The sequence below is a fragment of the Nitratireductor aquibiodomus genome (genome assembly GCF_900105565.1).
Lineage (GTDB): Bacteria > Pseudomonadota > Alphaproteobacteria > Rhizobiales > Rhizobiaceae > Nitratireductor > Nitratireductor aquibiodomus.
In genome coordinates, this window is sequence record NZ_FNSL01000001.1 from 3,042,398 (window position 1) to 3,067,654 (window position 25,257).

Sequence of the window (25,257 nt, forward strand, 5' to 3'; positions counted from 1 at the left end):
GTACTATAAGAATAAAATAGTTTGCCGATTTAATCGAATCATTACAATTGTTGTGCAGCCTTTCTATGCGGGTGGGTGGCTGAATGAATTCCTGATTCGGGAATTAGCTGAACCATGAGGGGACAGCATGCGGACTCATTTCCTATTCGCTATGACCGCCCTGGGTGTATTCTTAGTAACGCTGAAGCCTGCTTTCGCAGCCACTGCCACTGGCTCGATGAATGTCCAGATACAGATCATTGCCGAGTGTCTCGTGACGTCGGCTACGGATCTCGACTTTGGCACTGAAGGCATTATTGCTTCCAATATTGACCAGACCAGCACGATCTCGGTTCAATGCACTGACGGCACCCCTTACAATGTAGGGCTCGGGGCGGGAGCCGGCAGTGGCGCGACCGTCACCAACCGACTGATGACCGGACCGGCCTCCGCCACGATCAGCTATGCGCTTTACCGGGATTCCGGACGAACGCAGAACTGGGGGGAAACGGTCGGTACCGATACGGTTGCCGGCACCGGAAACGGCAATGTTCAGGCAATTACGGTGTATGGCAGGGTGCCCGCGCAGGCAACGCCGGGCGTCGGCACATATACTGATAGCGTCACCGTTACTGTTACGTACTGATCTAGGGTCAGGAGGGAAAACGCCATGCGAACCCTGCTTACAGGCCTCGGTGCGATCGCACTTTTCGCGCTGTGTGGTCTATCGCCTTCGAGTGCGGCCTCGCTACGGGTTGCGCCGACGACCGTTGACATGATCGCACCCGACAGCGCCGCAGTTCTCAATCTTCGAAACGAAGCAAATCGACCCATCAACGTTCAGGTGCGCGTCTACAGATGGACCCAGGAAGGCGGTATCGACCGACTCCAGCCGACCAGGGACGTCGTTGCAAGCCCTCCCGCGACCCAATTGCCTGCTGGAGCCGACTATGTTCTCCGCATTGTGCGGGTGGCCAGGCGTCCCGTGCAGGGAGAGGAGAGCTATCGCGTGGTGGTCGATGAACTGCCGGACCGGGCCCGCCAGAGGGCCGGAACGGTGAGCCTGGTGGTCCGACATTCGATCCCGGTCTTCTTCAGAAGTGAGGATGCGGGCGCGCCTCAGGTTGCCTGGAGTGTCAGCCGGAGTGGAGCGACACTGATGCTTGTCGCCCGGAACAATGGAGCTGGCAGGCTCCGGCTTTCGGACGTCAGGATCAGCCAGGGCGCGAGGCGCATAGGAAGACGCGACGGGTTAGTCGGCTATGTCCTGGGCGGGGCAACGATGCAATGGCCGATTGGAAGTGCCGGTAGCGTTGGGGGCGGGCCGGCGGCGCTGAGGGCACAGAGCCATCTTGGACCTGTCGAGGCAACGGTCCCGGTTCGCTAGCCGACTGACTGTTCTCGCTCTCCTTGCTCTGGTCGCATCACCCGCAATCGCGGAAACTCAGGCAACCGATGCGCCGGCTCTGGAAACGGGGGCAACCAGAATGGCCGACCGGGAACTCTATCTTGAGGTCTTCATCAATGAGGAGCCGACCGATTTGATCGGTGCCTTTGTGCATCGATCCGATGGAGAACTGGCTTCGTCGCAGGAAGAGCTGGCTGAGCTGGGCATCAGGCCACGCACCACGGCGCGGGATCGCACCGGCCTCATCAGCCTCGACAGGCTGCCGGGCCTCACCTATCGCCTCGACGAAGCTGCACAGCGACTTTACGTGTCGACCGGCGATGCGGGGCGGGCTCCCAGGGTGATCGATCTTTCGGTTACGACAGATCAGGAAAGGCTCAAGCCCCGGTCCGACACTGGCGCGGTGCTGAACTACGCGCTGTTTGCAGGTTCGAACGCGCTGTTCGAAGGCGATGGCGCGTTGTTTCGGGGCGTTTCAGGCAGCTTCGATGGCCGCTTGTTCAGCCGGTTCGGAACGCTGAACCAGTCATTCATTGCTGAGTATTCCGACGGTGCTTTCAACGGCTTCACCCGATTGAACACCACCTGGGCGTATTCCGACCCGGAGCGCTTGCTCACCTTCAAGGCAGGGGATTTCATTTCCGGAGGACTGTCCTGGACCCGGCCGGTCTATCTCGGTGGTCTCCAGATGCGACGCAATTTTTCACTGCGGCCCGATCTGGTCAGTCTGCCCCTGCCGTCATTCTCCGGGACTGCCGCCGTGCCTTCGACGCTCGAAGTCTATACGCAGAACGCCAGAACCTATTCTGGAGACGTGTCGTCCGGGCCATTCAGGGTGGTCAACCTGCCGGTCTTCACGGGTTCCGGCGAAGCGCGCGTCGTTCTCCGCGACCGGTTTGGCCGGGAGACGGTGACGACCCTTCCCTTCTACACCTCCAGTATGCTCCTGCGTGAAGGCCTGCTCGACTTCTCGGTTGAAGCGGGGTTCCCGCGGCGCAACTTCGGCCTCAGATCCAGCGACTATGACGAACGCGTCTATGGCATCGCCAGCGTTCGCTACGGGCTCACCAACTGGTTGACGCTTGAGGGGCATGTCGAGCTTGGAGAAGACCTCGTGAATGCAGGCGCAGGAGTGGCATTCCCACTTGGAACCTACGGCGCTGCCTCCGTTGCGCTCGCGGGAAGCCGCATCGGCGGCCAGACAGGCGGGCTGGTCAACGCAACGCTCGAACTGCGCCACAACGACTGGAGCTTTTACGGGCGCATCCAGCGCGCGTTCGAGTCCTATCAGGATGTGGCATCGATCACCGCAGACCGGACCTCGGCCGGAAGTGGGCTTCCGGTGTTCAGCGCGGGCGTGCCCCGGGCTGTCGATCAGGTCGCCATCGGTGTGCCTATGCCACTGGACCTGTCCAGTCTCAATCTTTCCTATACGCATCTGAAGGATGCCGACGGGGACAGAAGCCAGATCCTCGGCCTGTCATACAGCCAGCGAATATTCGAGAGGGGCAACCTCTATGCCAGTGCCTTCACGGATCTGGAAGACGACGACAGTTTCGGTATCTTCGCCGGTGTGTCCTTCCCTCTCGGCGGCGATGTAAATGTGACCACCGGCGTCGAAAGCAGGCCCGCTGGCGTGAACGGATTTGTCGAACTCGCCAAATCCGAAAAGCTGGAGAATGGCAGTTTCGGCTGGCGGCTCCGCACCTCTGAAGGAGAAACGCCGGACCGCAGGGCATCCGCCAGCTATCGCGCGTCCTTTGCACGGTTCGAGGCGGCGATCCAGCAGCACGACGACAAGGTCAGGGCGACAGCGCAGGTCGATGGAGCCATCGTGGTGGCCGGCGGAGGCGTGTTCGCCACGAACCGTATTGACGATGCGTTTGCGGTTGTTGATGTCGGAGCTAGTGATGTCGTCGTGAAGCACCAGAACAGGCCGGTGGGCAGGACCAATCGCCAGGGCAGAATCCTTGTTCCCCGCCTGAATTCCTATGAGCGCAACACCGTGTCGATCGACCCGGAAAATCTCCCGGTGGACGCCAGTGTGCCAGCCACCAGAGAAATTGTGGTGCCGGCATATGGCAGTGGTGTTGTGCTGGATTTTGGTGTCTCGGACAGCCCGAACGCAGCCCTTGTGGAGCTGGTCGATGCGGATGGCATTCCCCTCCCGGTGGGCCTGTCCGGCAGGCTTCGCGGTGGGGACGAATTCGTCGTGGGGTATGACGGTCAGGCCTATCTGACCGGGCTTCGAGCCCGGAATGCCCTCACGGTTCTACGACAGGACGGTACGTCATGTTCCGCAGAATTTCCCTACGAGCCCGACCCGGGCAGTCAGGTGACAATCCAGGGTGTCACATGCAGATAGATTTCCTCAGCAAACCGATGCTCGCTGCGGCAATGCTCGCCTGCCTGGCCAGTGGCCAGGTAAAAGCACAAAGCTGCAGCTTTGGCATATCCGGCATGAGTTTCGGTCAGATCGATACGCTGTCCGGCGCACCAGCCGACAGTTCCACCTCAATGAGCATCAACTGTAGCGGCCTGCCGTTGGCGCGCATACTCATATGCCCGGGAATTGGCAGCGGCAGTGGCGGTGCAACGGCTTCAGCACGGCAACTGGCTTCTGGCGGAAACCAGCTCGACTACCAGCTCTACGTCGATTCCGGACGCAGTGTGGTCTGGGGATCAAATTCATGGCCATTTGCGCCAGGTCCGCCGGCCTATCCGCTGACACTCGGTGTTCTGGGGCAGGGCAGCGGAACCGTCATGATCTACGGACGATTGTTTGGCGGCCAGGCAAGCGCGCCGCCCGGATCCTACCTGTCGTCCTTCTCCGGAAGCGACGTCGAGGTTCGTTACCGATACACCGCTTCCAGCGACTGCAGCACGTCCCTTGGCAATGTCGAGCGGCCAGGCTTTACCGTGTCAGCGACGGTGCCGGCAAATTGCCAGGTTAACACGCAGGATGTCGACTTCGGTGCACAGGGCGTGCTGGCCACAAACATCGATGCGACGGGCGGAGTCGACGTTACATGCACGCCTGGCAGTGCCTACACGATCTCTCTGGATGGCGGCAATGCCGCTGCTCCGCCAACACAGCGGGAAATGTCGAAGGGAGCGGAAACCGTGATCTACGGCCTCTACAGGGATGCCGCCCGCAGCCAGCCCTGGGGGAGCACGGTAGGCACGACGGTGTCCGGCAGCGGCAGTGGAAGCGGCCAGAGTTTTACAGTCTACGGACGTGTGCCCCCGCAACACACCCCATCGCCGGGAACCTATGTGGATACGGTGGTCGTGACGGTCACCTATTGACGGGAATGTGCAGCCACTGGATCGTCGGCAGGTCCGTGGACTGGTCTCGAAGCCGGCTTTGTGTGATCATCCAGAAGGGGAGAACGGGAGAACCTCAACAAGATGCGTAAAGCACAGGCTTCGCCTGACCGGCGGTGTACAGGGCGGAGTGCGGGTTAGTGGAAACACCGCAATCGCCTGCCTTACGGTCCTATCATTCATGGATCGCCAATGAGACGCTGGAGGACTATTCGTTGCGCTATGCGGCGCGGTCGTTCCGGCGCTGGTCTCCGTTCGTCATCGCCAACACCGCGCTTGGCGGCATCTCGTTTCTGGCTCTGGAGGCGATCGGCGGGGCGATCACGCTCAGCTACGGGTTCGCCAATGCGTTTCCCGCCGTTCTCATCACCTGCCTGTTCGTCTTCGTGACGAACCTGCCCATCGCCTATTATTCGAGCCGCTACAACATTGACATGGATCTGCTCACGCGCGGGGCGGGGTTCGGCTATATCGGCTCCACCATCACGTCGCTGATCTATGCGACCTTCACATTCATCTTCTTCGCGCTCGAAGGCGCGATCATGGCGCAGGCGCTAAAACTGTTTGCGGATGTGCCTCTTGTGCTGGGCTACATCATCTCATCGCTCGTTATCATTCCCATCACCTTCATGGGCGTGACGATGATCAGCAAGTTGCAGATGGTCACCCAGCCCATCTGGATTGCCATGCTGCTCGCGCCCTTCATCTACATCGCGGTCGGCCATCCCGAAACGCTCGATCAGTGGATGGCCTTTGCCGGCAGCGAAACGGCGGATGGCGGTTTCGATGTGCTCGCCTTCGGCTCGGCCATCGGCGTTCTGTGCGCGCTTTCGATACAGATCGGCGAGCAGGTGGATTACCTGCGCTTTCTGCCCGACAAGACCCGCGAAAACCGCTGGCGCTGGTGGGCGGCGGTCATCTCCGCCGGCCCGGGCTGGATCGTGGTCGGCGGTTTCAAGATCCTGTGCGGCAGCCTTCTGGCCGTGCTTGCGGTCTCGGCTGGCCTCTCGCCGTCGACGGCGCTTGAGCCGATCCACATGTACATCAAGGCCTATGAATATGTGAGCGACGACCCGCGCACCGTGCTGGCGCTGGCGGCGATCTTCGTTCTCATTTCGCAGGTCAAGATCAATGTGACGAACGCCTATGCCGGCTCGCTCGCCTGGTCCAACTTCTTCTCGCGTGTCACGCATTATCACCCCGGCCGCGTGGTCTGGCTAATCTTCAACATCCTGATCTCGCTGCTTTTGATGCTGCTCGGCATTTTCCAGACGCTGGAGCTGGTGCTGGCGGTCTATTCGGTCATCGCCGCCGCCTGGATCGGCTCCATCTTTGCCGATCTCGCAATCTTGAAGCCGATGGGCGTCAGCCCGCCCTTCACCGAGTTCAAGCGCGCCTATCTCTACGATTTCAATCCGGTCGGCTGCGGGTCGATGGCGTTTGCCTCGCTGTTCGCCATCATCTGCTTCATGGGCAGTTTCGGCGATCTGGCGGAAGCCTATGCCGCCCCCATCGCCTTCTTCACCGCGCTTTCAAGCGCAGTGCTGATCGGCGTGGCGACACGCGGTCGCTATTATCTTGCCCGCCCGCGTGTGCCGCTTGCCGAGCCCGACAAGCCGGTGGTGCGCTGCGAAATCTGCGAGCTGGAATATGAAAGGCCGGACATGGTGCATTGCACCTTCTACCGGCGGCCGATCTGCTCGCTCTGCTGCAGTCTCGATTCCCACTGCCACGATGCCTGCAAGGCTCCCGGCGCAAATCTGGAAGCGCCGCATTATCTGGGCCGCGCCCTGCGCAGCAAGATCGCGCCACGCATGACGCAGCGCCTGCTCAAGGTGAGCGGCGTTCTCTTCTCGCTGGCGGTCATGACGGCGGCCGTGTTCCTGCTCACCTACCGGTTGATAGAGCCCACCGCGCTCCAGCCGCATGTGGAAAGCGGCGCGCTTCTCCTGCGGGTATTTCTGGCGCTTTTGCCGCTGCTCGCCATCGGCGCGTGGTGGATCGTTCTCTCGCATGAAAGCCGGGAACTGGCGGAACGCGATCTCGTCACCTCGCTTGAAAAGCTTCGTCAGGCGCAGCAGGAACTCGCCTCCAATGAACGTCTGGCGGCAATCGGTCAGATCACCGCCACGGTCAGCCATGAGCTGCGCAATCCGCTGGGCACGATGGTCACCTCGGCCGACATTCTGCGCCGCTCGCTCAAGAACGCGGACGAGCCCGTCACCGGCGAATTGCAGCGCCTGCAACGCAATGCCTGGCGCTGCGTGCGCATCATCGAGGATCTTCTGGACTTCTCGCGCAAGCACGCGCCCGTCATGTCGCCCGTCGCCATCGACCGCTGGGTCAAGCAGCAATTGAGCGAAGAGGATCAGGAGATCGCGCATCTCATCACGCTCAAGCTTGATGCCGGGTGTGATGTCCTTGCCGATGCCGAGCGTCTGCGGCAGGCCTTCTCCAATGTTCTGCAGAACGCGGCGCAGGCCTGCGAGGAGCGCGGGAAGCAAAGCGGTCAGATCATCATCTCCACGCAGCGCCTGCGCGACCGGGTCTACCTGTCGGTGTCCGACAATGGCGGCGGCATGTCTCAAGATGTGGCGGAGCGCGTGTTCGAGCCGCTCTTCAGCACCAAGGCGTTCGGCGTCGGGCTCGGCATGCCGCTCGTCAAGCGCATCATGGAGCAGCATGGCGGCGATGTGCTCATCGAAAGCCAGAAGGGTGTCGGTACCACCGTGTCGCTCGTTCTGCCATGTGCGGGAGTGCGTAAAGCATGACCGATCGTGAACTCGACCTCCCCGCAGAAGTCATCGGCGAACATCCGTTGCGCGAGACCACGCCGGCGGAAGACCATTGCGTCCTGATCGTCGATGATGACGAGGATTTCGCCGCAAGCCTGTCGGGCCTCCTGAAACTCGAAGGCTACAGGATCGTGGTCGCCCATGATCCGCAGACGGCGCTCGCCTTCCTCGAAGAAGCGCGGATTGCGGTCGCCCTGGTCGATGTGCGGCTCGGCACCGGCAATGGCGTCGATCTGGTGCGCCAGATCCGCCAGCGCGAACCGGATGTGGTGTGCGTGATGGTCACCGCCTACGCTTCCATCGACACGGCGGTGGAGGCGCTGCAGGCCGGCGCCTATGACTATCTCTGCAAGCCGTTCCACAGCGAAGATCTGCTTGCCACGCTGGCCCGCTGCTTCGAGCGCATCCGGCTTCTGGAAGAAAAGCGGCTGGCCGCCGAGCGGCTCGGGCAGAAGCAGCGCATGGAGGCGATGGGCCAGCTCACCAGCGGCATTGCGCATGACTTCAACAACATCCTCGCCGTCCTCCTGAGCAATCTGCGCTGGCTTGAAGAGCGGCTGGCCGATCAGCCGGAACTGGCCGAGCTGGTCACCGATGCGCTCGAGGCCACCAGGTCCGGTTCCGAACTCACCGACCGCCTGCTGCGCTTTGGCCGCCAGCGCGCAAAAGACATTGCCGTGGTGCAGCTTGGCGAGGCGCTTCCGCCCCTGATGCGTGTTCTGGGGCGCACGCTGGGGGACACGGTATCCGTCACGCTCAATGTCGCAGACGGGTTGAACGGCGTGCTCATTCCCGCCGGCCAGCTGGAGCCGAGCCTCGTCAATCTGGCGCTCAATGCGCGCGATGCGATGCCGGGCGGCGGCAGCCTGCATTTTGATGCGTCGAATGTGATCGTCCGCCCGGAGGATGCGCGCGTCGCTTCGGGGCTGTTACCGGGGCGCTATGTGCTTCTGTCGGTGCGCGATACAGGTCATGGCATGCCGGTGGCGGTGCGCCGCCGCGCGCTCCAGCCCATGTTCACCACCAAGCCGCCGGGGCAGGGCAGCGGTCTTGGCCTGTCTATGGTGGATGGTTTCGTGCGGCAGGCCGGTGGCCGCCTCGGCATTCTCAGCACGCCGGGCAAGGGCACCAGCGTCAATCTCTATTTGCCGGCGCACTATTCCTCGGACTGAGGCGCGAACATGTAACCGACACCGCGAATGGTCTTTATAAACTGCGTGTCGCGGGCATTGTCCCGCAGCTTGCGGCGGATCTTGCCGATCATCACATCGATGCTGCGGTCATAGGGGTTCCAGTTGCGGTTGGCGACGATGTCGAGGATCTGCTCGCGCGAGAGAACGCGCCCGCGCCGCTCCACCAGCGCCGCCAGAAGCTGGAATTCCTGGCTTGTCAGACGCACGGATTCTCCACGGGGCGAGGAAAGCTGATGCCGCGCAGGATCAAGTTGCCAGCCGGCAAAACACATGACCGGCGAGCGGCTTTTCTCCTGCGGTTCCGGCATGCTGATGCGCTTGGCAAAGCGGCGCATGACGGTGCGGATGCGGGCCAGAAGTTCGCGCGGCTCGAACGGCTTGGTCACGTAATCGTCTGCCCCAAGCTCCAGGCAGACCACCTTGTCGATTGTGTTGCTCTTGCCTGAAAGCATGATCAGCGGCAGGTCGTGCTGGGCGCGCAGACCACGCGCCAGCGAGACACCGTCCTCGCCGACCGGGAAGGTCAGATCGAGAATGACGAGATCGAAGTCCTCATCCGCCATTGCGCGGCGCATGGAGCGGCCATCCTCGGCACCCGTCACGGCATAGCCTTCGCTCGTGAGGAAACGCTGAAGAAAGCGCCGAAGACGCTGATCATCATCGACAACAAGTACGCGATGTTTTTCGTCCGTGATCCCCATGGCTCATACGATAGTCGCAAACGGTTGCATCGGTCGAGAAGGGAGTTTGCTCCGGCCTTTTGGAAAATGCGCCTTTTGTATCCGGCCAAAGGTAACCGGGGCGGGCACGGCGCTGGCGGCTCTGGATGCGCCGATGGCAAGCAACTGAAATTCCGTGCTTATTTCCGGATGTTCAAGCGCAAACGAATTCTCTGGAATGTCCCCGGCCGGTTACAAAAAATTACAAACCCGGCGTTCTCCAGAGCCAATCGGCTTACAGTCCAGACCTAATCTTCTCCGGCACGGTTTCGTCCGGCCGCATCTTGTTGCCGGGCGCAAAAATGACGGGGGGCTCAAAATGCAAAACCTCCGACTGGCCGTTCAAGAGGAGGAGACCTATGCCTAAAACAGTGTTTTCAGTCGATCTCAACAAGGCACCCGAGGATCAGGCGATCAAGACGCACAATCGCTGGCATCCCGACATTCCGATGGTTGAGACCTTCAAGCGCGGTGAAGTGTTCCGCGTCGAGTGCTACGACTGGACCGGTGGTCAGATCGGCAACAATGACAGCGCCAACGACGTGCGCGATGTCGACCTGACCCGCGTTCACTATCTGAGCGGTCCGTTCGGTTTCGAGGGCGCAGAGCCAGGAGATCTGCTGGTCGTCGACATTCTCGATATCGGCGCAATGCCTGAATCCGAATGGGGCTTTAACGGCCTGTTCGCCAAGGAAAATGGCGGCGGCTTCCTGACGGAGCACTATCCGAACGCAACCAAGTCGTGCTGGGATTTCCAGGGCATCTACACGACCTCGCGCCACATTCCGGGCGTGCGCTATCCGGGTATCATCCATCCGGGCCTGATCGGCTGTCTGCCCGATCATGCGCTTCTGGCCGAAGCAAACCGCCGTGAGGAAGAGCTGGTTTCGACCGATCCGAACCGGGTGCCGCCGCTGGCAGCACTGCCTTATTCCGACACGGCGCTCATGGGCCAGATGTCGGGTGATGCAGCGCGCAAGGCGGCGGAAGAAGCATGGCGCACCGTGCCGCCGCGCGAACATGGCGGCAATTGCGACATCAAGAACCTGTCGCGCGGCTCGAAGGTCTATTTCCCTGTTTATGTGAAGGGTGGCGGTCTCTCCATGGGCGACATCCACTTCTCGCAGGGCGATGGCGAAATCACCTTCTGCGGCGCCATCGAAATGGCCGGCTGGATCGACATCAGCGTCGATGTGATCAAGGGCGGCATGGCGAAATACGGTGTCGTCAACCCGATCTTCAAGCCGAGCCCGATCGATCCGCATTTCGACGATTACCTGATCTTCGAGGGCATCTCGGTGGATGAGCACACGGGCGAACAGTATTATCTGGACGCGCATGTGGCCTATCGCCGGGCCTGTCTCAACGCGATCGAGTATCTGAAGAAGTTCGGTTACACGGGCGAGCAGGCCTACAGTATCCTCGGCACAGCGCCGGTGGAGGGCCGAATAGCCGGCATTGTGGACATACCGAATGTGTGCGCCACGCTGGCCATTCCGACGGCGATCTTCGATTTCGACATCAATCCAAACTCGACCGGACCGACCAAACAGGTCTCCGGCGTGGATGTCGCGCGAACGAGCTGAAGGCCGCAAAGGCCGTTTGCAAGAGAAACGAGTGGGACAGCCGGGTTGGGGCCCGGCTGAACCCGCCTTTCGGGAGGGAGAGCTGCCATGCTGCTCGGATTTGCCTTGCTTTACGTCGGCGCGGTCCTGTTTCTCAACGGGCTGTGGCTGATGGGAAAGATCGACGACAAGGAGATTGTCGTCATCAATGTGGTGTCCGGCTTCGTCACGCTTTGTGTCGCGCTGGCGTCGGCGTTCGGTGCCGGGGCCGATGCGGCGTCGATCAAGTCTGCGGCGCTGACACTGCTGTTCACCACCACCTATCTCTGGGTCGCCTACAACCGCGTGGTCGCGGTCGATGGCCGCGGGCTCGGCTGGTTCAGCCTGTTCGTGGCGATCACCGTCGTGCCCATCGCGATTGAAGGGCTGGCCGGTGCACAGACCTTCACCGACACCTGGCTCGGCCTCAACTGGGCCATCTGGGCGGTGCTCTGGTTCATGTACTTCCTGCTGCTTGCCCTCAAGCGTCCGATCCTGCAGGCCACTGCGGTCGTCACGCTCCTCACGGGCATCATCACCGGCTGGCTGCCGGGGTTCCTGCTGCTTCAGGGAATGCTCTGAGCTTTTTCGTGCGGCGGCGTCAGGCCGCCGCACCATGCGAGACAGAATTTTCGGAGACCAATATGCCGCTTTACAATTATGTTTGCGAAGATTGCGGACCTTTCGACGAGTGGACGTCCATGGCTGATGCAGGCAATGCGTGCGCCTGCCCGAGCTGCCAGACGCCGAGCAGCCGCGATGTGGCCGCGCCAAGCCTCAGCCTCATGAATGGCACGCTCCGGCGCGCGCTTGCCCGCTCGGAAAAAAGTGGCAGCGAGCCGCGCGTGGTCAAGAAGGAACATCTGGCCGGCTGCGGCTGCTCGCTGTGCAATATCGGCAAGAAGGGCCCGCCTTCTCCGCGCAAGAAGTGGATGATCGGCCACTGCTGATCTGGCCACACGGTCTTTCGAGGCTGGCGGACGCCATAGGGTCATAATCCTGCCTCCGCCAGTCTGAGAGCCACTGTCCAAAGGGCACTGCGCATTGCTCCATTCCGGCGATGTGCCGTCCTTCAAACGCGCGCACGAAAGCCATGATGTCCTGAGGTGCCCGGTTGAGCCGCGCAAACCCATGCGACCTGCTATCGATCAGCAATGAAGGCGACGGTGCCGGGCAGGGCGCGCAACTCCTGCCAGCGCGGCGGTGACCGACACACGTGCCATGACGGCTGCCGTGTTGAACGCGCTGACGAGCGCCATTGAGAGCGCGAGTTGTCTCCTTTCCACTGGACAGGAGAGCGCCGACACGGCCACAGTGCTCGCCATGGTGCCGCTCCTCTGGAGCTCTAACGAAATATTCGAAGCGCTGCGGCGCCGCATGGCGGTGCGCTGCATGGAAGGGTGACGGATGTCTGCGAACGGTCGTGTCTTCCTGTGCGTTCTGGATTCGGTGGGCATAGGCGGCGCGCCGGATGCTGAGCGGTTCGGCGATGCCGGTTCCAACACGGTTCTGCACATCGCCGAAGCCTGCGCCACCGGCAGAGCGGAAGAGGGACGCTCCGGTCCGCTTCATCTGCCCAGTCTTTCTGCGCTCGGTCTTGGGGCCGCGCTCGAACTGGCCTGCGGCCAGTCCGCTCCGGGGCTTGCCGCGCCCGAGGCCGGCGCTTCCTGGGCCGCCCTTCAGGAAGAAAGTGCGGGCAAGGACACCCAGACCGGACACTGGGAGCTGGCCGGCCTCCCGCTCTCGAGAGACTGGCATTATTTCCCCCATGAGGTTCCGGCGTTTCCTGAGGAAGCGATGGCGCGCCTTCGTGAGGCCAGCGGGCTGGAACGCACGCTCTTCAATGCGCATGGCTCGGGTTCGGACGTGCTTGAGCGCTTTGGCGCGGAGCACATGGAGACCGGCGCGCCGATCGTCTACACTTCTGCGGACAGCGTGGTGCAGATTGCCGCGCATGAGGAGACATTTGGTCTCGAACGGCTTCTGCAACTCTGTGAGGCAGCGGCCGAAATCTTCCATCCCATGAATGTCGGGCGCATCATCGCCCGGCCTTTCGTGGGGGATGCGGAAAGCGGCTTTACCCGCACCGCCAACCGGCGCGATTTCGCCATCGCACCGCCCGGAGAAACAATCTGCGACCGGCTTGTCGCCGCCGGCCGCACCGTCCATGCCGTGGGCAAGATCGGCGACATCTTCGCCGGCAAGGGCATTTCCCGTGTGCTGAAGGGACCGAGCGACGATGCGCTGTTCGACCGGCTTCTGGAGACCGTCGAAAGTGCCGCCGATGGCGATCTCGTCTTTGCCAATTTCGTCGAATTCGACAGCCATTACGGTCATCGCCGTGATGTGGCGGGATATGCGCGGGCGCTGGAGTGGTTTGATCGCCGCCTTGCCGCGTTCCTGCCCAAACTGCGCCCCGGCGATCTGCTCATGCTGACCGCCGATCACGGCAACGATCCGACCTGGACAGGCACGGACCACACGCGCGAACGCGTTCCGCTGCTTCTCGCCGGAGACAGAATGCCGTGGAGCGGGAGTGCAGGCGTTCTGCCGTTCAGGCAGGTGGCGCAACTCGTGGCAGACCGGCTGTTGAAGACTGAGGCCTGATGTTTGGGGCCGAAGTGAGGGAGCACTTCGGCAACGCGATCTTTGTCCGTGGCGACATTTTTTGGAGAGGCGCATCCGACACAGGTTGAAGCTGCAATCCGGAGGAGAAGCAAATGGAAGGTATTCGTTTCGAGAACACCCGGTTCGATCCCGATTTGATAGAGTTTCATGGCATCGCTCAGCAGATGGCCCGGTCTGTGGGATACACGGCGGATTTGAACATCGAGAAAAAGCTCGCCCAGCTCTTGCGGCTGCGGGTGGCGCAGATGAATGAGTGCTCATACTGCCTCATCCTGCACACGCAGGCTGCGCATGATCAGGGTGTACCGGCGGCAAAGGTCGCTCACTTGCCGAGTTGGCGAGAAAGCACAATGTTCGATGAGCCTGAAAAGGCAGCGCTCGCCTACTGCGAAGGGTTGACCGCCTACGATCTGCCGGGCTTCGCACCGCTGCACGAAGCGCTGACAGCTCATTTCGATGAGAAGCAGATCGCCGAGATTGCCGCAATCGTGATCAACATGAATTTGTGGACTCGATTGAAGCTTGCACAGGGGCAGGTGCCGGTTCTGGATGGCTGATGCCTGCTGAACAGGCAGGCGCGCAGAGTAGGCTACGCAGGCAAAGAGACGCACGACATCCGACACACGCTGTTGAAGACCCGCTTGCCGGGGGCAGGGGGCGGGGCTAGTGCAACCTGAGTGGTTGCTCGTCGCGGGCTCTTTAGCCATTGCCGTTTGAAATGTCCCCGATCTTTCAATTGGCTACGAATTTGTCAGCGGCCGGACTCCCGCTGTGATCTTGTCCGGCGCCTCCGTCATCGTGTGCGCGGTTTGTGCGTGGCTCCGACGAACCCGTGAAGGGAGTGGACGAGAACAGATTTACAATCGTGATCTTATTGCTATGATGTCAGACCAATTTGGATGGTGATATGGCAGGCATCAGAGACACCTCGATCATAACCGCATTACCGGCGCAGGACCGGGTTCGCCAGGTCACAGATGCTGTTGCCGCCTATATCGAGCAGGCCGAGCTGAAAGTCGGCGACCGTCTGCCGGCAGAGCGGGAGCTCATGTCTGCGCTGGGGGTCGGGCGGTCGACGATCCGCGAGGTCATAAGACGCTTCGAGGCGCTGGGTGTGATCGAGACCCGGCGGGGAAGCGGGAGCTATCTCCTGAAGCCGGTGGCGGCCGGCACCGTTCACATGTCGCTTTCTCTGAACACCGCGCGCCAGCGCGACGCCCTGTTGCAGACGCTTGAAGTGCGGCGCGGCATTGAGGCCGAGGCCAGCGTGGTGGCCGCACGCCGGCGCACCGCAGCCGATCTCGCCAATATCGAGGAAAAACTCGACGAGATGGAGCGCGTGCATCTGGCAAAGGGCACGTCCGGGCCAGAGGATCTGGCGTTTCACCTTGCCATCTACGATGCGACCCATAATCCGCTCTTCCGCCAGCTTCTCGAACAGATGCGCGAGGCCTTCGAGCGTTTCTGGGATCACCCGTTCGACCGCGAGGATTTCGCCCGGCGCTCGTTTCCATTCCACCGCGAGCTGTTCGACGCGATTGTCGACCAGGACACCGCCATGGCGCGCGAGAAAACACTACGCATCCTCGAAGTGGTCGAGGAAGATATCAGGGAAATGTCCAGATGAGCGCCAGTTTGCACCCCGATGACATGGCTTCGCTGATCGTCGCGCATGACGAGGCGAATGCCTTCGATGCCGTCGTGCCTCCCATCGTGCAAACCTCGCTCTTCACCTTCTCCAGCTATGACGAGATGCTCCAGACCTATCGCGGCGAGAAGGTGCGGCCTGTTTATACCCGTGGGCTCAATCCGACCGTTCGCATGTTCGAGGAGATGCTGGCGAAGCTCGAGGGTGGCGAGGACGCCATCGGGTTTGCAAGCGGCATGGCGGCCATATCCTCCACGGTTTTGAGCTTCGTGAAGCCAGGCGATCGTATCGTTGCCGTGCGCCATCTCTATCCCGATACGTTTCGGCTGTTCGGCACGCTGCTTGAACGCATGCGCGTCGAGGTGACTTATGTGGACGGTCGTGACGAGGCGGCGGTGGCGAAGGCCCTGCCGGGCGCGCGCCTTTTCTATATGGAAAGCCCGACGAGCTGGATCATGGAAACGCATGATGTAAAAGCGCTCGCGGCGCTCGCCAGGGCGCAGGGCGTGGTGAGCGTGATCGACAACAGCTGGTCGAGCCCCGTTTTCCAGCGGCCGCTTACTCTGGGCGTGGACCTCGTGGTCCACTCCGCCTCCAAATATCTGGGCGGTCACAGCGATGTGGTGGCGGGTGTGGTTGCCGGCTCCAGAGCGATGATCGAGCGCATTCGCGGTGAAACCTATGCCTATCTGGGTGGAAAGCTTTCGCCATTCGATGCGTGGCTGCTCATCCGCGGCATGCGCACGCTCCCGACGCGCATGCGGGCGCACGAGGAAGCAGGGCTGGAGATCGCGCGGCGGCTTGCGGCAAACCCGGTCGTGAAGACCGTGTGCCACCCGGGGCTGGCCAATGCGCTGCCGCCGGGTCTGAAGGGAACATCGGGGCTGTTTTCCTTCATCTTCCACGAAGGGATCGACATCCGTGCTTTCGCCGACGGGCTTCGGCTCTTCAAGCTCGGCGTGAGTTGGGGTGGGCATGAGAGCCTCGTGGTGCCGGCGGAGATCGTCCTTCAGCAGAAGGCACAGCCCAATTCGGCAAGAGCGTTCGGCATCGATCCGCGATCGGTGCGGCTGCATGTGGGCCTTGAGGGAACCGAGGCTCTTTGGCGCGATCTGGAAGGAGCGATCAACGCGGCTTCCGGATCATGAAGCAGAGTGGGGCATCGGTCGAATGTGGAGGCATCGGCGGCGTGCCCAATGGGAGAGAGCAATGAAACAAGAAAAGGGGAATCCGATGAAAAAGTTACTGCTGGCGGCAAGTTTCGCCACATTGATGACGGGAACAGCCCTGGCCGACACGACGCTGAAGCTGGTGGAGGTCATTACCAGCCCGGCGCGCACCGAGACGCTGAAATCCATTGTCGGCAAGTTCGAAGAGGCCAATCCGGGCACGAAGGTCGAGATCATATCGCTGCCATGGGGCGAGGCGTTCCAGAAGTTCGCCACCATGGTGTCCGCCGGGGAAATCCCCGACGTGATGGAGATGCCCGACACCTGGCTCTCGCTTTACGCCAACAACGGCATGCTGGAGAGCCTCGAGCCCTATCTGGAAAACTGGGAGCACACGGAGAGCCTGTCTTCGCGGGCGCTCGAACTCGGCCGCGATATCGACGACACGGCCTATATGCTGCCCTACGGCTTTTATCTGCGGGCCATGTTCTACAACAAGAAGCTGCTCGAAGAAGCGGGTGTTGCCGAACCGCCGAAAACCATGGCCGAGTTCCGCACCGCTTCGGAAAAGATCTCCGAACTGCCGGGTAAATATGGGTATTGCCTGCGCGGCGGTTCAGGTGGTCTGAACGGCTGGATGATGTTCGGGGCGATCATGTCCGGCTCGGATGTCTTCTTCAACGAGGACGGCACATCCACCGCCAACAGCGAAGGCTGGGTCGACGGGTTCACCTGGCTGATCGACATCTACAAGGACGGCCTTGCGCCCAAGGACAGCGTCAACTGGGGCTTTAACGAGATCGTCGCCGGCTTCTATTCCGGCACCTGCGCTTTTCTGGACCAGGATCCGGATGCGCTCATCGCGATCTCGGAGCGCATGAGTGCGGACGATTTCGGTGTGACGACCATGCCGAAGGGACCGTCTGGCAAGACCTTCCCGACCATCGGTTATGCCGGCTGGTCGATGATGGCGGCGAGTGAGAACAAGGATCTCGCCTGGAAGCTCATCTCCGCGCTGGAAGGGCCGGAAGGCAACAATGAGTGGAACAAGCGCACCGGCGCGCTTCCCGTGCATACTTCGGCGGAGAAGGATCCCTTCTATGCGAGTGCGCAGTTCAAGGGCTGGTTTGAACAGCTGGAAGACCCGGATGCGATTCCGATCTCCATGCCGACCTATCTTGAAGAGTTCGCCTTCTTCAAGGATTCGCTGGCGATCAAGACCACTCAGGAAGCGTTGCTCGGCGATATCACGCCGGAAGAGCTCGCCGACCAGTGGGCGGACTATCTGACCAAGGCGCAGCAGAAGTTTCTCGCCAAGCAGTAGCTCCCGCGGTGGACCTGCGGCCGGGGATGAATTCTCCCCATGCCCGGTCGTCTTCACCGGCACCCTCGCGCCCCGGCGCGAGGGTGTGACAGCGACCCGTTCAGCCGGAACCTGCCGATGACCCACACCAGTTCGACGGATATGAGAGTTCAGCCAAAGCGCCCACTCCTGCAGCGGCTGGCGGGTGCCTGCGAGCCCTATCTCTACAGCGCCCCGTCGCTTGTTCTGATTGCCACTGTGATGCTGGTGCCGCTGGCGCTGGGCCTATCCTATGCGTTTCGCGACGTACAGATTCTCAACCCGTTTTCAGGCGGCTTCATCGGCCTCGACCATTTTCGCGCGCTTTCGCAGGATCAGGCGTTCTACCGTGCCCTGCGCAACACGCTGTGGTGGACCGGCGCGTCGGTCTTTCTGCAGTTCTTTTTCGGCCTGATCCTGGCGCTGCTTCTGGACAAGCCGTTTCGCGGCCGGGGCATCGCGCAGGCGCTGGTGTTTCTGCCCTGGGCGGTGCCCACCTTCCTGACCGGTCTCAACTGGGCCTGGCTCTTCAATCCCGTGATCGGGCCGCTGCCGCACTGGCTCTTTGCGCTCGGGCTTCTGGATGAGCCAGGCAACATTCTTTCCGATCCGCAACTGGCCATGTGGGGCCCCATTGTCGCCAATGTGTGGTGGGGCATTCCGTTTTTTGCGATTACGCTGCTTGCGGCGCTTCAGGCAATTCCGCGCGACCTTTATGAAGCCGCGGCCATTGACGGGGCGGGGCCTTTCCAGCGTTTCCGCTCGATCACGCTGCCTTTCCTCGCGCCGACGATTGCCATCACCGTGCTTCTGAGGACGGTCTGGATATCCAATTTCGCCGATCTGATCATTGTCATGACCAATGGCGGACCGGCCGACCGCACGCAGATCGTGGCGAGCTACATTTTCACACAGGCCTTCAAGCGGCTCGACTTCGGCTATGCATCGGCGATCTCGATGGTGCTTCTGGTGTTGCTGCTCGTCTATTCGATGCTGATCGTGCTGCTGCGGCAGACCATGTTGAACAGGGACTGACGGCATGACGGCAAAATCCATGGTTCTCACCGTCGCGCACCGGCTCGCCATTCTGGCCTATATCGTCTTTGCGCTCTTTCCGCTGTTCTGGCTCCTGAAGGTGTCGCTGACGCCCAACGACCTTCTCTATTCGGAGGGCGTGCGCATGTGGCCCTCCAGGGTCAGCTTCGATCATTTTCGCTTCGTCGTCGCGCACAGCGATTTCCCGATCTTTTTCCGCAACAGCCTGATCGTGGCCGGCTCCACCGCGATCGTGGTGACGGTCCTCGCCTCGCTTTCCGGCTATGCGCTCTCGCGCTTCGCCTTCAGGGCAAAATACTGGATCGTCGCCCTGATGCTGCTCACACAGATGTTTCCGCTGGTGATGCTCGTGGCGCCGATCTTCAAGATGCTCTCGCCGCTGGGTCTGACCAACAGTCTGACCGGACTGGTGATCGTCTATTCGGCCTTCAACGTGCCCTTTGCCACCTTTCTCATGCAGTCCTTCTTCGACGGGATCCCGAAAGATCTGGAGGAGGCTGCCAAGATCGACGGGGCAACACAGTTTACGGCATTCCGGCAGATCATCCTGCCGCTGACACTGCCGGGCATCGCCGCGACCATCGGCTTCGTCTTCACCGCCGCCTGGAGCGAGCTTCTGTTCGCGCTGATGCTGATCTCCGGCAATGATGCGGCGACGTTCCCTGTCGGGCTTCTTTCGTTCGTATCGAAGTTCTCGGTCGATTTCGGGCAGATGATGGCCGCGGGCGTGCTGGCGCTCATACCGGCCTGCGTCTTCTTCTTCCTCATTCAGCGGTATCTGGTGCAGGGGCTCACCGCCGGCGCGGTCAAAGGTTGAAAAGGAAACGTCATGGCTTCCATCGACATTCAGGATATCCGCAAATCCTATGGCGCCGTGCAGGTTCTGCATGGCGTCGACCTGAACATCAGGGATGGTGAATTCATCGTTCTTGTCGGACCTTCGGGATGCGGAAAATCCACGCTGCTGCGCATGATTGCCGGGCTGGAGGAGGTAACCGGCGGCGATATCGCGATCGCGGGCAAGCGGGTCAACGACCTGGCGCCCAAGGATCGCGACATTGCTATGGTGTTCCAGTCCTATGCGCTCTATCCGCATATGAGCGTGGCGGAAAACATGAGCTATAGCCTCCGGCTACGCAAAACGCCGCGCGAGCGCATCCAGTCTGCCGTGTCGGCAGCGGCGTCGAAACTGGGGCTCGACCCGCTGCTGGAGCGGCGCCCCAAAGCACTTTCGGGCGGTCAGCGTCAGCGTGTCGCCATGGGGCGGGCGATCGTTCGCCAGCCCAAGGCGTTTCTGTTCGACGAGCCCCTGTCCAATCTCGATGCGCGACTGCGCGAACAGATGCGCGCGGAGATCAAGAAACTGCATGGCGACCTTGGCGCAACGTCCATCTATGTCACCCACGACCAGATCGAGGCCATGACACTGGCCGACCGCATCGTCGCCATGCATGGCGGGGTGGTGCAGCAGGTGGGCAGCCCGCTCGACCTTTATGACCGGCCTGCAAACCTCTTCGTGGCCGGGTTCATCGGTTCGCCGGGGATGAATTTTCTTTCTGCGCATTATGTTCCGGGCGAGAACGGGGCGTCGGTGCGCCTGGGGGATGGCACGCTGATCGCACTCCCGCAGAAATATACGCTTGCGGCCGATGAGCCGGTTACGGTGGGAATTCGTCCCGAGCACGTGGAACTTTCCGATGCAGACGGAACAGGTGTGGATGCCGGCGTGGAACTGATCGAGCCGACCGGTTTCGGCACGATCCTGCATCTCACGCATCATGGATTGCCGTTCAAGGTGTTCACTGTCGACCGCACGCATTTGAACGCGGGGCCGGCGGTAAAGGTCTCATTTCCGCCCGGGCATCTTCATCTCTTTGATGGTGAAGGCGACAGGGTTACTTCATAGACCGTGGTTGGGCCGGACCGTTTCCGCCATTGAAGCCCGGCGGGGGATCATGCCAACGATCGCAACAGCGCATAGGGTATACTGGAGCGGCGGCCTCTCGATCTCCACTACAGTATGCGTGAAGGCGGCCGCGCGACGGGCAGGTTTCTCAATCCGCCTGATCGGAGCCCCCTGATCAGAGCCCGTGGCGTGAAGGGGCACCCGCACACCAACTGCTGGAAGGGAATTTGCGTTTTTAGAGTTATGCGCGCAAAGCCTCGACGATGCGCAGAAACGCCAGTTGACCGGGATCGAGCAGGCCGATGCTTCGCTCACCGAACATTCGAGCCCGCCCGAGCTTGTTGGGTTTGCCTCTATATTGCTCCGCTGTTTCCGCCGCAGCGGCAATCGCCACATTGATCATCTCTTCAAGGGGAGCGTGATCCAGGGCATTGGCTACAGCGTCAAGACTGTCGAGCACCGTTTTGTCGCCGAGATGTCCCTTGCCCCGCGCCATCATGGCATCGCGGGCGGCAGCGACGAGGCCGGGAATGCCTGCAGGATCGATTTTTGTCTTGCCCTTCTCCATTTTTGCCGCCGCCATGAAGCCGGTCGCGAGCAGTGTCCCGTAGGAGGAAGAAGATGCACGCTGGAATGCCTTGGCGATCGCAAGCAGAGCCATACCGATATCCTCGGGCAGGTCGGTGGCGGCGGCTTCCGCAAATCCCTTGGAGACAGTGATCCCAAGATCTCCATCTCCAAGCGCACCATCGGCGCTGCAAAGCTCTTCACTCGCTGCTTCGGTGTGAGACGCGATGCGCGCGAGGGCTGCGGACAGTGTTTTGCTCGAAATCATCGTCCTCTCCCTATACGCGCCAGAAGGCGCATTCTGCCGGGGCCTTGAGCAGGCTTTCAAGCTCTTCGTCCAGCTTGATGACCGTGATGGTCGCGCCCGTCATCTCCATGGAGGTCGCGTAGCGGCCAACCAGCGGCATCACAATCTCGACACCGAGCGCATCAAGCTTCTTTCTTGCATGGCGATAGAGAATGTAGAGCTCTTCGGCGGGTGTTGCGCCAAGCGAGTTCACGAGAATGGAAATGCGGTCGCCCTTTGCCAGAGGCTGGTCGGCCATGAGGCGCTCCAGCATTTCTTCTGCAATCTCGTCGGCTGGCTTGATCGCGTCGCGCCAGATGCCGGGCTCACCATGGATGCCCATGCCCATTTCCATTTCCGTCTCGCCGATCTCGAAGGTCGGCTTGCCTGCCTGCGGGATGGTGCAGGGCGTCAGCGCCATGCCGATGGAACGGCAGGCATCGGCGGTTTTCTGGGCGATGCGGGTGACTTCATCCAGATCGTCGCCACGCTCGGCGGCAGCGCCCGCGATCTTGAAGGCATAGACCATGCCGGCCACGCCGCGCCGCTTCTCGGCCTCTTCCTTCGGGGCCGAAACCACATCATCGGTCAGAAGCACGGTGGTGGTGCGGATGTCGTGTTCCATCTCGGCCATTTCGCCGGCCATGTCGAAATTCATGACATCGCCGCCGTAATTGCCATAGAGGCGCAACACGCCCGCGCCGCCATCGGCCAGCCGGATGGCTTCCGCCATCTGCTCGGCGGAGGGGCTGGCGAACACGTCGCCAATGGCGCAGGCATCGAGCAGGCCGGTGCCCACATAGCCGGTGAAGATCGGGAGATGGCCGGAGCCGCCGCCCGTCACGATGCCGACCTTGCCCTTTTTTGTGCCCGCTGCCCGCGCAATCACGCGGCGCACCGGCTGCGCATAGGTTTCGGGATGGGCTGCGACCATGCCTTCGAGCATTTCATCGACATAGTCCGCGGGGTTGTTCAGGATCTTTTTCATACCTTGTCCTCCCAGGGGTTGCGTTCAAGCCGGCGTTCAGGCTTCCAGCGGGCGCGCCATGCGCTGGCGGTGTTTTGCGAGACGGTCGAAGACGATCGGCAGGCCGGTGCCCACGATGATCAGACAGCCGATGACGAATTTCTGCCAGTAGGACGGAACGCCGGCCATCAGCAGCGTGGTGTTGATCATGGTGATCACGAACACGCCGAGAAGCGTGCCGAGCACGGTTCCGTGCCCGCCGGTGATGCGCGCCCCGCCCAGAACCACGGCGGCAATGACGTTAAGCTCCATGCCGACGAGATCGAACGGATTGGCCATGCGCGAGAGCGTCACATGGGTCATGCCGGCAAGACCGGCAATCGCGCCGGCGATCACATAGATCAGCACTTTGACCCGCTTGATGCGGATGCCAATGCGCTGGGCTGCTTCTTCCGAGCCGCCGATTGCGTAGACCTTCCGCCCGAACAGAGTGAAGTTCATGATGATGGCGAGCGCGATGGTGACCGCCACGAGCACGAGGAAGGAGGCGGGAAGCGACACCATCTGACCAACCGCGTTCTCGATGCGGATGAGGATGGTGCGGGAGAAGTTGATCACTTCGCGCGGCACCGAGGTGATGTAGGTGGTGCCAAGGAAGGTGAGCAGCGCACCGCGGAAGAAGGAGAGCGTGCCGAGCGTAACGATCAGCGTGTTGAGGCCCAGCCCGCCGATGAGCAGGCCGTTGATGAGCCCCAGCCCCGCGCCAATGGCGGCGGCGATGACGAAATAGGCGATGATCGGCAGGTCGAGATCGATGCCCAGCACGATCTTCATGGTCGCATACATGGCAAAGGCGCCGATGGCGGTGTGCGAGACATCGATACCGCCGGAGGCGAGAACCATCATCACACCAAGCGCAAAAATGCCGGTCACCAGACCGTTGCGAGCAAGATCGATCAGCGTGGCGGTTGTGAAAAAGGCCGGGTTGATGAGGCCTAGAACGACTGCGAAAAGCACCGCGACGAGGAACACGATGCCCTGCGGGGTTGCAAAGATGCGGGCAAGCGCGTTCATGTCCGGTCCTCCCTGATGACTTCGTTGTAGAGTGTGTCTTCGTCCACCGTTGCAGCGTCAAAACCTGCGGTGATGCGCCCGCGCACCATCACCAGAATGCGGTCGGAGAGCGCGAGCGCCTCGGGAATGTCGTCAGTAACGACCATGACCGCCGTGCCGTTGCGGCTCAGTGAAACGAGCAGTTCGTGGATCTCGCGTTTGGACCCCACATCGACGCCGACCGTCGGGCCGTTGAGGATGAGAAGCCGGGGATCGATCTCCATCCAGCGCGCCAGCACGACGCGCTGCTGGTTGCCGCCCGAAAGTGTTGCCACTGCGGGCGTGACGTCAGGCGTCTTGATCCGTAGGTTCTTCACCGCGTCGCGTGCCCGCTGCAACAGGCTTGCGGCGCTGACGATGCCGAAATGGGTCGACTTCTCAAGGCTGGAGACGGTGATGTTGTCGCGGATCGGCTGGTTGAGGAAGAGACCTTCCGTCAGCCGGTCTTCCGGCACATAGGCGATGCCCCGCTCGATGGCGTCGTGCTGGCTTTTGAAGGTGACGGTCTCGCCATCGATCTCGATGCGCCCGGCATCCGGCTTCATGTAGCCGAACAGGGTCTGGGCGAGTTCGGTTCGGCCGGAGCCGAGAAGGCCGACCACGGAGACGATCTCGCCCGGGCGCAGCTCCAGATCCACATCGACAAAATTGCCGCGTCGACCGAGGCCGCTGGCGGCGAGGAACGGGCGCTGGACCTGGCTTTCCTCACGCGGCAGTCGCTGGCTGTCCACGGAACGGCCGGTCATGGCCTCGACGAGGCGCTCGGTATCGAACTCGCCGATGGGGCCTTCTACCACCACGGAGCCATCGCGCAGCACGGTGACTGTGTCGCAGACGGCGAAGACCTCTTCGATCTTGTGGCTGACGAACAGGAATGAAACGCCTTCCTTCTTCAGTGCGCTGACGATCTCGAGAAGATGGGCGACCTCGCTGCGCGTCAGCGCGGTGGTCGGCTCATCCATGACGATGATGCGCGCCCTGTTGGCGAGCGCCCGGGCAATGGCGACGAGCTGTTTGGATGCGACGGGGAGAAGTTCAACCGGAGCGTCGGGGTCGATCTCCACCTGCATGCGCTTCAGCGTGTCGATGGCCAGTCTGCGGCGCGCGCTGCGTTTGTGCAGCACGTCCGCGGAAGTGACCGATGTGAGAAAGCCGATATTTTCCCAGACGCTCAGATTGGGGAACAGCGAAAAGTCCTGATAGATGACCGACAGGCCGGCGGTGATGGCGCCCATCGGGTCGTTGTCCAACTGGCGGCCGTTCAGCGAAACCTGGCCTGCGTCTGCGCTCACCACGCCTGACAGGATCTTGATCAGTGTCGATTTGCCTGAGCCGTTCTCGCCGGCCAGACAGCGCACCTCGCCGGTGCTCAGTTCGAGATTGACGTCCTCCAGCACGCGCACCGGCCCGTAGGCCTTGCGGATGTCCCGCATCTGCAGGATGGGCGTGCTTCCTCTCGCTTCGTCGTTCATGGGAAATCTCTGTTGTTCAGGCAAAGCCGCCGGGCGGATAGGGCCCGGCGGCGGTTGGATCGAGAGGCGCGCAGACGA

General features: G+C 61.6%; 23 protein-coding genes. 18 read left to right on the plus strand and 5 right to left on the minus strand.

The features are described 5' to 3' along the window. Positions 1–127: 127 nt before the first annotated feature. The 6 genes from BLW55_RS14490 to BLW55_RS14515 all read left to right on the plus strand — a co-directional run bounded on the left by BLW55_RS14490 (position 128) and on the right by BLW55_RS14515 (position 8,681). On the plus strand, positions 128–625 hold the full coding sequence (locus BLW55_RS14490) for a Csu type fimbrial protein (RefSeq protein WP_090329265.1): 498 nt from the start codon (positions 128–130) through the stop codon (positions 623–625). 24 nt (positions 626–649) lie between these two features. Further along, positions 650–1,366, plus strand: a complete 717-nt coding sequence (locus BLW55_RS14495) for a fimbrial biogenesis chaperone (protein ID WP_090329266.1) — start codon at positions 650–652, stop codon at positions 1,364–1,366. Between the two features lie 100 nt (positions 1,367–1,466). Further along, positions 1,467–3,752, plus strand: coding sequence for a fimbria/pilus outer membrane usher protein (locus BLW55_RS14500; protein ID WP_177175086.1), 2,286 nt, complete (start codon positions 1,467–1,469; stop codon positions 3,750–3,752). A gap of 17 nt (positions 3,753–3,769) precedes the next feature. Beyond that, positions 3,770–4,696 (plus strand): Csu type fimbrial protein, encoded by a 927-nt coding sequence (locus BLW55_RS14505; protein ID WP_425286781.1) that lies wholly within the window; start codon positions 3,770–3,772, stop codon positions 4,694–4,696. Positions 4,697–4,854: 158 nt separating this feature from the next. After that, positions 4,855–7,485 (plus strand): ATP-binding protein, encoded by a 2,631-nt coding sequence (locus BLW55_RS14510; RefSeq protein WP_090329268.1) that lies wholly within the window; start codon positions 4,855–4,857, stop codon positions 7,483–7,485. Next, on the plus strand, positions 7,482–8,681 hold the full coding sequence (locus tag BLW55_RS14515; RefSeq protein ID WP_090329269.1) for a sensor histidine kinase: 1,200 nt from the start codon (positions 7,482–7,484) through the stop codon (positions 8,679–8,681). The genes BLW55_RS14510 and BLW55_RS14515 overlap by 4 nt, the downstream gene beginning before the upstream one ends. Here BLW55_RS14515 and BLW55_RS14520 read toward each other — a convergent pair. Next, positions 8,666–9,403, minus strand: a complete 738-nt coding sequence (locus tag BLW55_RS14520; protein ID WP_007007630.1) for a response regulator — start codon at positions 9,401–9,403, stop codon at positions 8,666–8,668. The genes BLW55_RS14515 and BLW55_RS14520 overlap by 16 nt on opposite strands. Before the next feature lie 377 nt (positions 9,404–9,780). Here BLW55_RS14520 and fmdA point away from each other — a divergent pair, with 377 nt between their 5' ends. From fmdA to BLW55_RS14580, 12 genes are all read left to right on the plus strand, one after another. Further along, entirely contained in the window at positions 9,781–11,007 is a 1,227-nt protein-coding gene (gene fmdA, locus BLW55_RS14525) for a formamidase (RefSeq protein ID WP_007007629.1), read from the plus strand. 87 nt (positions 11,008–11,094) lie between these two features. Then, the gene (locus tag BLW55_RS14530; RefSeq protein WP_007007628.1) at positions 11,095–11,607 is read left to right on the plus strand and encodes an AmiS/UreI family transporter; all 513 of its coding nucleotides are present in this window, start codon (positions 11,095–11,097) and stop codon (positions 11,605–11,607) included. Between the two features lie 62 nt (positions 11,608–11,669). Further along, positions 11,670–11,975: an FmdB family zinc ribbon protein gene (locus BLW55_RS14535; RefSeq protein WP_007007627.1), complete on the plus strand. Its 306-nt coding sequence runs from the start codon at positions 11,670–11,672 to the stop codon at positions 11,973–11,975. Between the two features lie 253 nt (positions 11,976–12,228). After that, the gene (locus BLW55_RS14540; RefSeq protein WP_143038442.1) at positions 12,229–12,429 is read left to right on the plus strand and encodes a hypothetical protein; all 201 of its coding nucleotides are present in this window, start codon (positions 12,229–12,231) and stop codon (positions 12,427–12,429) included. 3 nt (positions 12,430–12,432) lie between these two features. Next, on the plus strand, positions 12,433–13,632 hold the full coding sequence (locus BLW55_RS14545) for a phosphopentomutase (protein ID WP_090329271.1): 1,200 nt from the start codon (positions 12,433–12,435) through the stop codon (positions 13,630–13,632). Between the two features lie 113 nt (positions 13,633–13,745). Next, positions 13,746–14,210 (plus strand): carboxymuconolactone decarboxylase family protein, encoded by a 465-nt coding sequence (locus tag BLW55_RS14550; protein ID WP_007007624.1) that lies wholly within the window; start codon positions 13,746–13,748, stop codon positions 14,208–14,210. 350 nt (positions 14,211–14,560) lie between these two features. Continuing rightward, positions 14,561–15,280 (plus strand): FadR/GntR family transcriptional regulator, encoded by a 720-nt coding sequence (locus BLW55_RS14555; protein WP_090329272.1) that lies wholly within the window; start codon positions 14,561–14,563, stop codon positions 15,278–15,280. Next, positions 15,277–16,449 carry a PLP-dependent transferase gene (locus tag BLW55_RS14560; RefSeq protein ID WP_090329273.1) on the plus strand — a complete coding sequence of 391 codons (1,173 nt, stop codon included), beginning with the start codon at positions 15,277–15,279 and terminating at the stop codon, positions 16,447–16,449. Before BLW55_RS14555 ends, BLW55_RS14560 begins: the two co-directional genes overlap by 4 nt. Positions 16,450–16,534: 85 nt before the next feature. Beyond that, complete coding sequence (locus BLW55_RS14565) at positions 16,535–17,794, plus strand: ABC transporter substrate-binding protein (protein WP_090330008.1); 1,260 nt, start codon at positions 16,535–16,537, stop codon at positions 17,792–17,794. A 117-nt stretch (positions 17,795–17,911) separates the two neighbouring features. Further along, positions 17,912–18,847, plus strand: coding sequence for a carbohydrate ABC transporter permease (locus BLW55_RS14570; protein WP_007007620.1), 936 nt, complete (start codon positions 17,912–17,914; stop codon positions 18,845–18,847). A 4-nt stretch (positions 18,848–18,851) separates the two neighbouring features. After that, on the plus strand, positions 18,852–19,685 hold the full coding sequence (locus tag BLW55_RS14575; protein WP_090329274.1) for a carbohydrate ABC transporter permease: 834 nt from the start codon (positions 18,852–18,854) through the stop codon (positions 19,683–19,685). Positions 19,686–19,697: 12 nt separating this feature from the next. Then, positions 19,698–20,774, plus strand: coding sequence for an ABC transporter ATP-binding protein (locus BLW55_RS14580; protein WP_025029912.1), 1,077 nt, complete (start codon positions 19,698–19,700; stop codon positions 20,772–20,774). 241 nt (positions 20,775–21,015) lie between these two features. Here BLW55_RS14580 and BLW55_RS14585 read toward each other — a convergent pair whose 3' ends face one another. Genes BLW55_RS14585 through BLW55_RS14600 form a run of 4 tightly spaced genes read right to left on the minus strand, consistent with a single transcriptional unit; the run spans position 21,016 to position 25,179 of the window. Next, positions 21,016–21,609: a dihydroxyacetone kinase subunit L gene (locus BLW55_RS14585; protein WP_090329275.1), complete on the minus strand. Its 594-nt coding sequence runs from the start codon at positions 21,607–21,609 to the stop codon at positions 21,016–21,018. Between the two features lie 10 nt (positions 21,610–21,619). Then, a complete protein-coding gene (locus BLW55_RS14590) occupies positions 21,620–22,615 on the minus strand; it encodes a dihydroxyacetone kinase subunit DhaK (RefSeq protein WP_090329276.1) in 996 nt (331 codons plus the stop codon). A 36-nt stretch (positions 22,616–22,651) separates the two neighbouring features. Continuing rightward, complete coding sequence (locus BLW55_RS14595; protein WP_244509081.1) at positions 22,652–23,668, minus strand: ABC transporter permease; 1,017 nt, start codon at positions 23,666–23,668, stop codon at positions 22,652–22,654. Further along, positions 23,665–25,179 carry a sugar ABC transporter ATP-binding protein gene (locus BLW55_RS14600; protein ID WP_090329277.1) on the minus strand — a complete coding sequence of 505 codons (1,515 nt, stop codon included), beginning with the start codon at positions 25,177–25,179 and terminating at the stop codon, positions 23,665–23,667. Before BLW55_RS14600 ends, BLW55_RS14595 begins: the two co-directional genes overlap by 4 nt. Positions 25,180–25,257 lie beyond the last annotated feature (78 nt).

Coding starts and splice junctions, on each gene's coding strand:
- BLW55_RS14490 (WP_090329265.1), top strand. CDS start 128: ATGCGGACTCATTTCCTATTCGCTATGACCGCCCTGGGTGTATTCTTA.
- BLW55_RS14495 (WP_090329266.1), top strand. CDS start 650: ATGCGAACCCTGCTTACAGGCCTCGGTGCGATCGCACTTTTCGCGCTG.
- BLW55_RS14500 (WP_177175086.1), top strand. CDS start 1,467: ATGGCCGACCGGGAACTCTATCTTGAGGTCTTCATCAATGAGGAGCCG.
- BLW55_RS14505 (WP_425286781.1), top strand. CDS start 3,770: ATGCTCGCTGCGGCAATGCTCGCCTGCCTGGCCAGTGGCCAGGTAAAA.
- BLW55_RS14515 (WP_090329269.1), top strand. CDS start 7,482: ATGACCGATCGTGAACTCGACCTCCCCGCAGAAGTCATCGGCGAACAT.
- BLW55_RS14520 (WP_007007630.1), bottom strand. CDS start 9,403: ATGGGGATCACGGACGAAAAACATCGCGTACTTGTTGTCGATGATGAT.
- fmdA (WP_007007629.1), top strand. CDS start 9,781: ATGCCTAAAACAGTGTTTTCAGTCGATCTCAACAAGGCACCCGAGGAT.
- BLW55_RS14530 (WP_007007628.1), top strand. CDS start 11,095: ATGCTGCTCGGATTTGCCTTGCTTTACGTCGGCGCGGTCCTGTTTCTC.
- BLW55_RS14535 (WP_007007627.1), top strand. CDS start 11,670: ATGCCGCTTTACAATTATGTTTGCGAAGATTGCGGACCTTTCGACGAG.
- BLW55_RS14545 (WP_090329271.1), top strand. CDS start 12,433: ATGTCTGCGAACGGTCGTGTCTTCCTGTGCGTTCTGGATTCGGTGGGC.
- BLW55_RS14550 (WP_007007624.1), top strand. CDS start 13,746: ATGGAAGGTATTCGTTTCGAGAACACCCGGTTCGATCCCGATTTGATA.
- BLW55_RS14555 (WP_090329272.1), top strand. CDS start 14,561: ATGGCAGGCATCAGAGACACCTCGATCATAACCGCATTACCGGCGCAG.
- BLW55_RS14560 (WP_090329273.1), top strand. CDS start 15,277: ATGAGCGCCAGTTTGCACCCCGATGACATGGCTTCGCTGATCGTCGCG.
- BLW55_RS14565 (WP_090330008.1), top strand. CDS start 16,535: ATGAAAAAGTTACTGCTGGCGGCAAGTTTCGCCACATTGATGACGGGA.
- BLW55_RS14570 (WP_007007620.1), top strand. CDS start 17,912: ATGACCCACACCAGTTCGACGGATATGAGAGTTCAGCCAAAGCGCCCA.
- BLW55_RS14575 (WP_090329274.1), top strand. CDS start 18,852: ATGACGGCAAAATCCATGGTTCTCACCGTCGCGCACCGGCTCGCCATT.
- BLW55_RS14580 (WP_025029912.1), top strand. CDS start 19,698: ATGGCTTCCATCGACATTCAGGATATCCGCAAATCCTATGGCGCCGTG.
- BLW55_RS14585 (WP_090329275.1), bottom strand. CDS start 21,609: ATGATTTCGAGCAAAACACTGTCCGCAGCCCTCGCGCGCATCGCGTCT.
- BLW55_RS14590 (WP_090329276.1), bottom strand. CDS start 22,615: ATGAAAAAGATCCTGAACAACCCCGCGGACTATGTCGATGAAATGCTC.
- BLW55_RS14595 (WP_244509081.1), bottom strand. CDS start 23,668: ATGAACGCGCTTGCCCGCATCTTTGCAACCCCGCAGGGCATCGTGTTC.
- BLW55_RS14600 (WP_090329277.1), bottom strand. CDS start 25,179: ATGAACGACGAAGCGAGAGGAAGCACGCCCATCCTGCAGATGCGGGAC.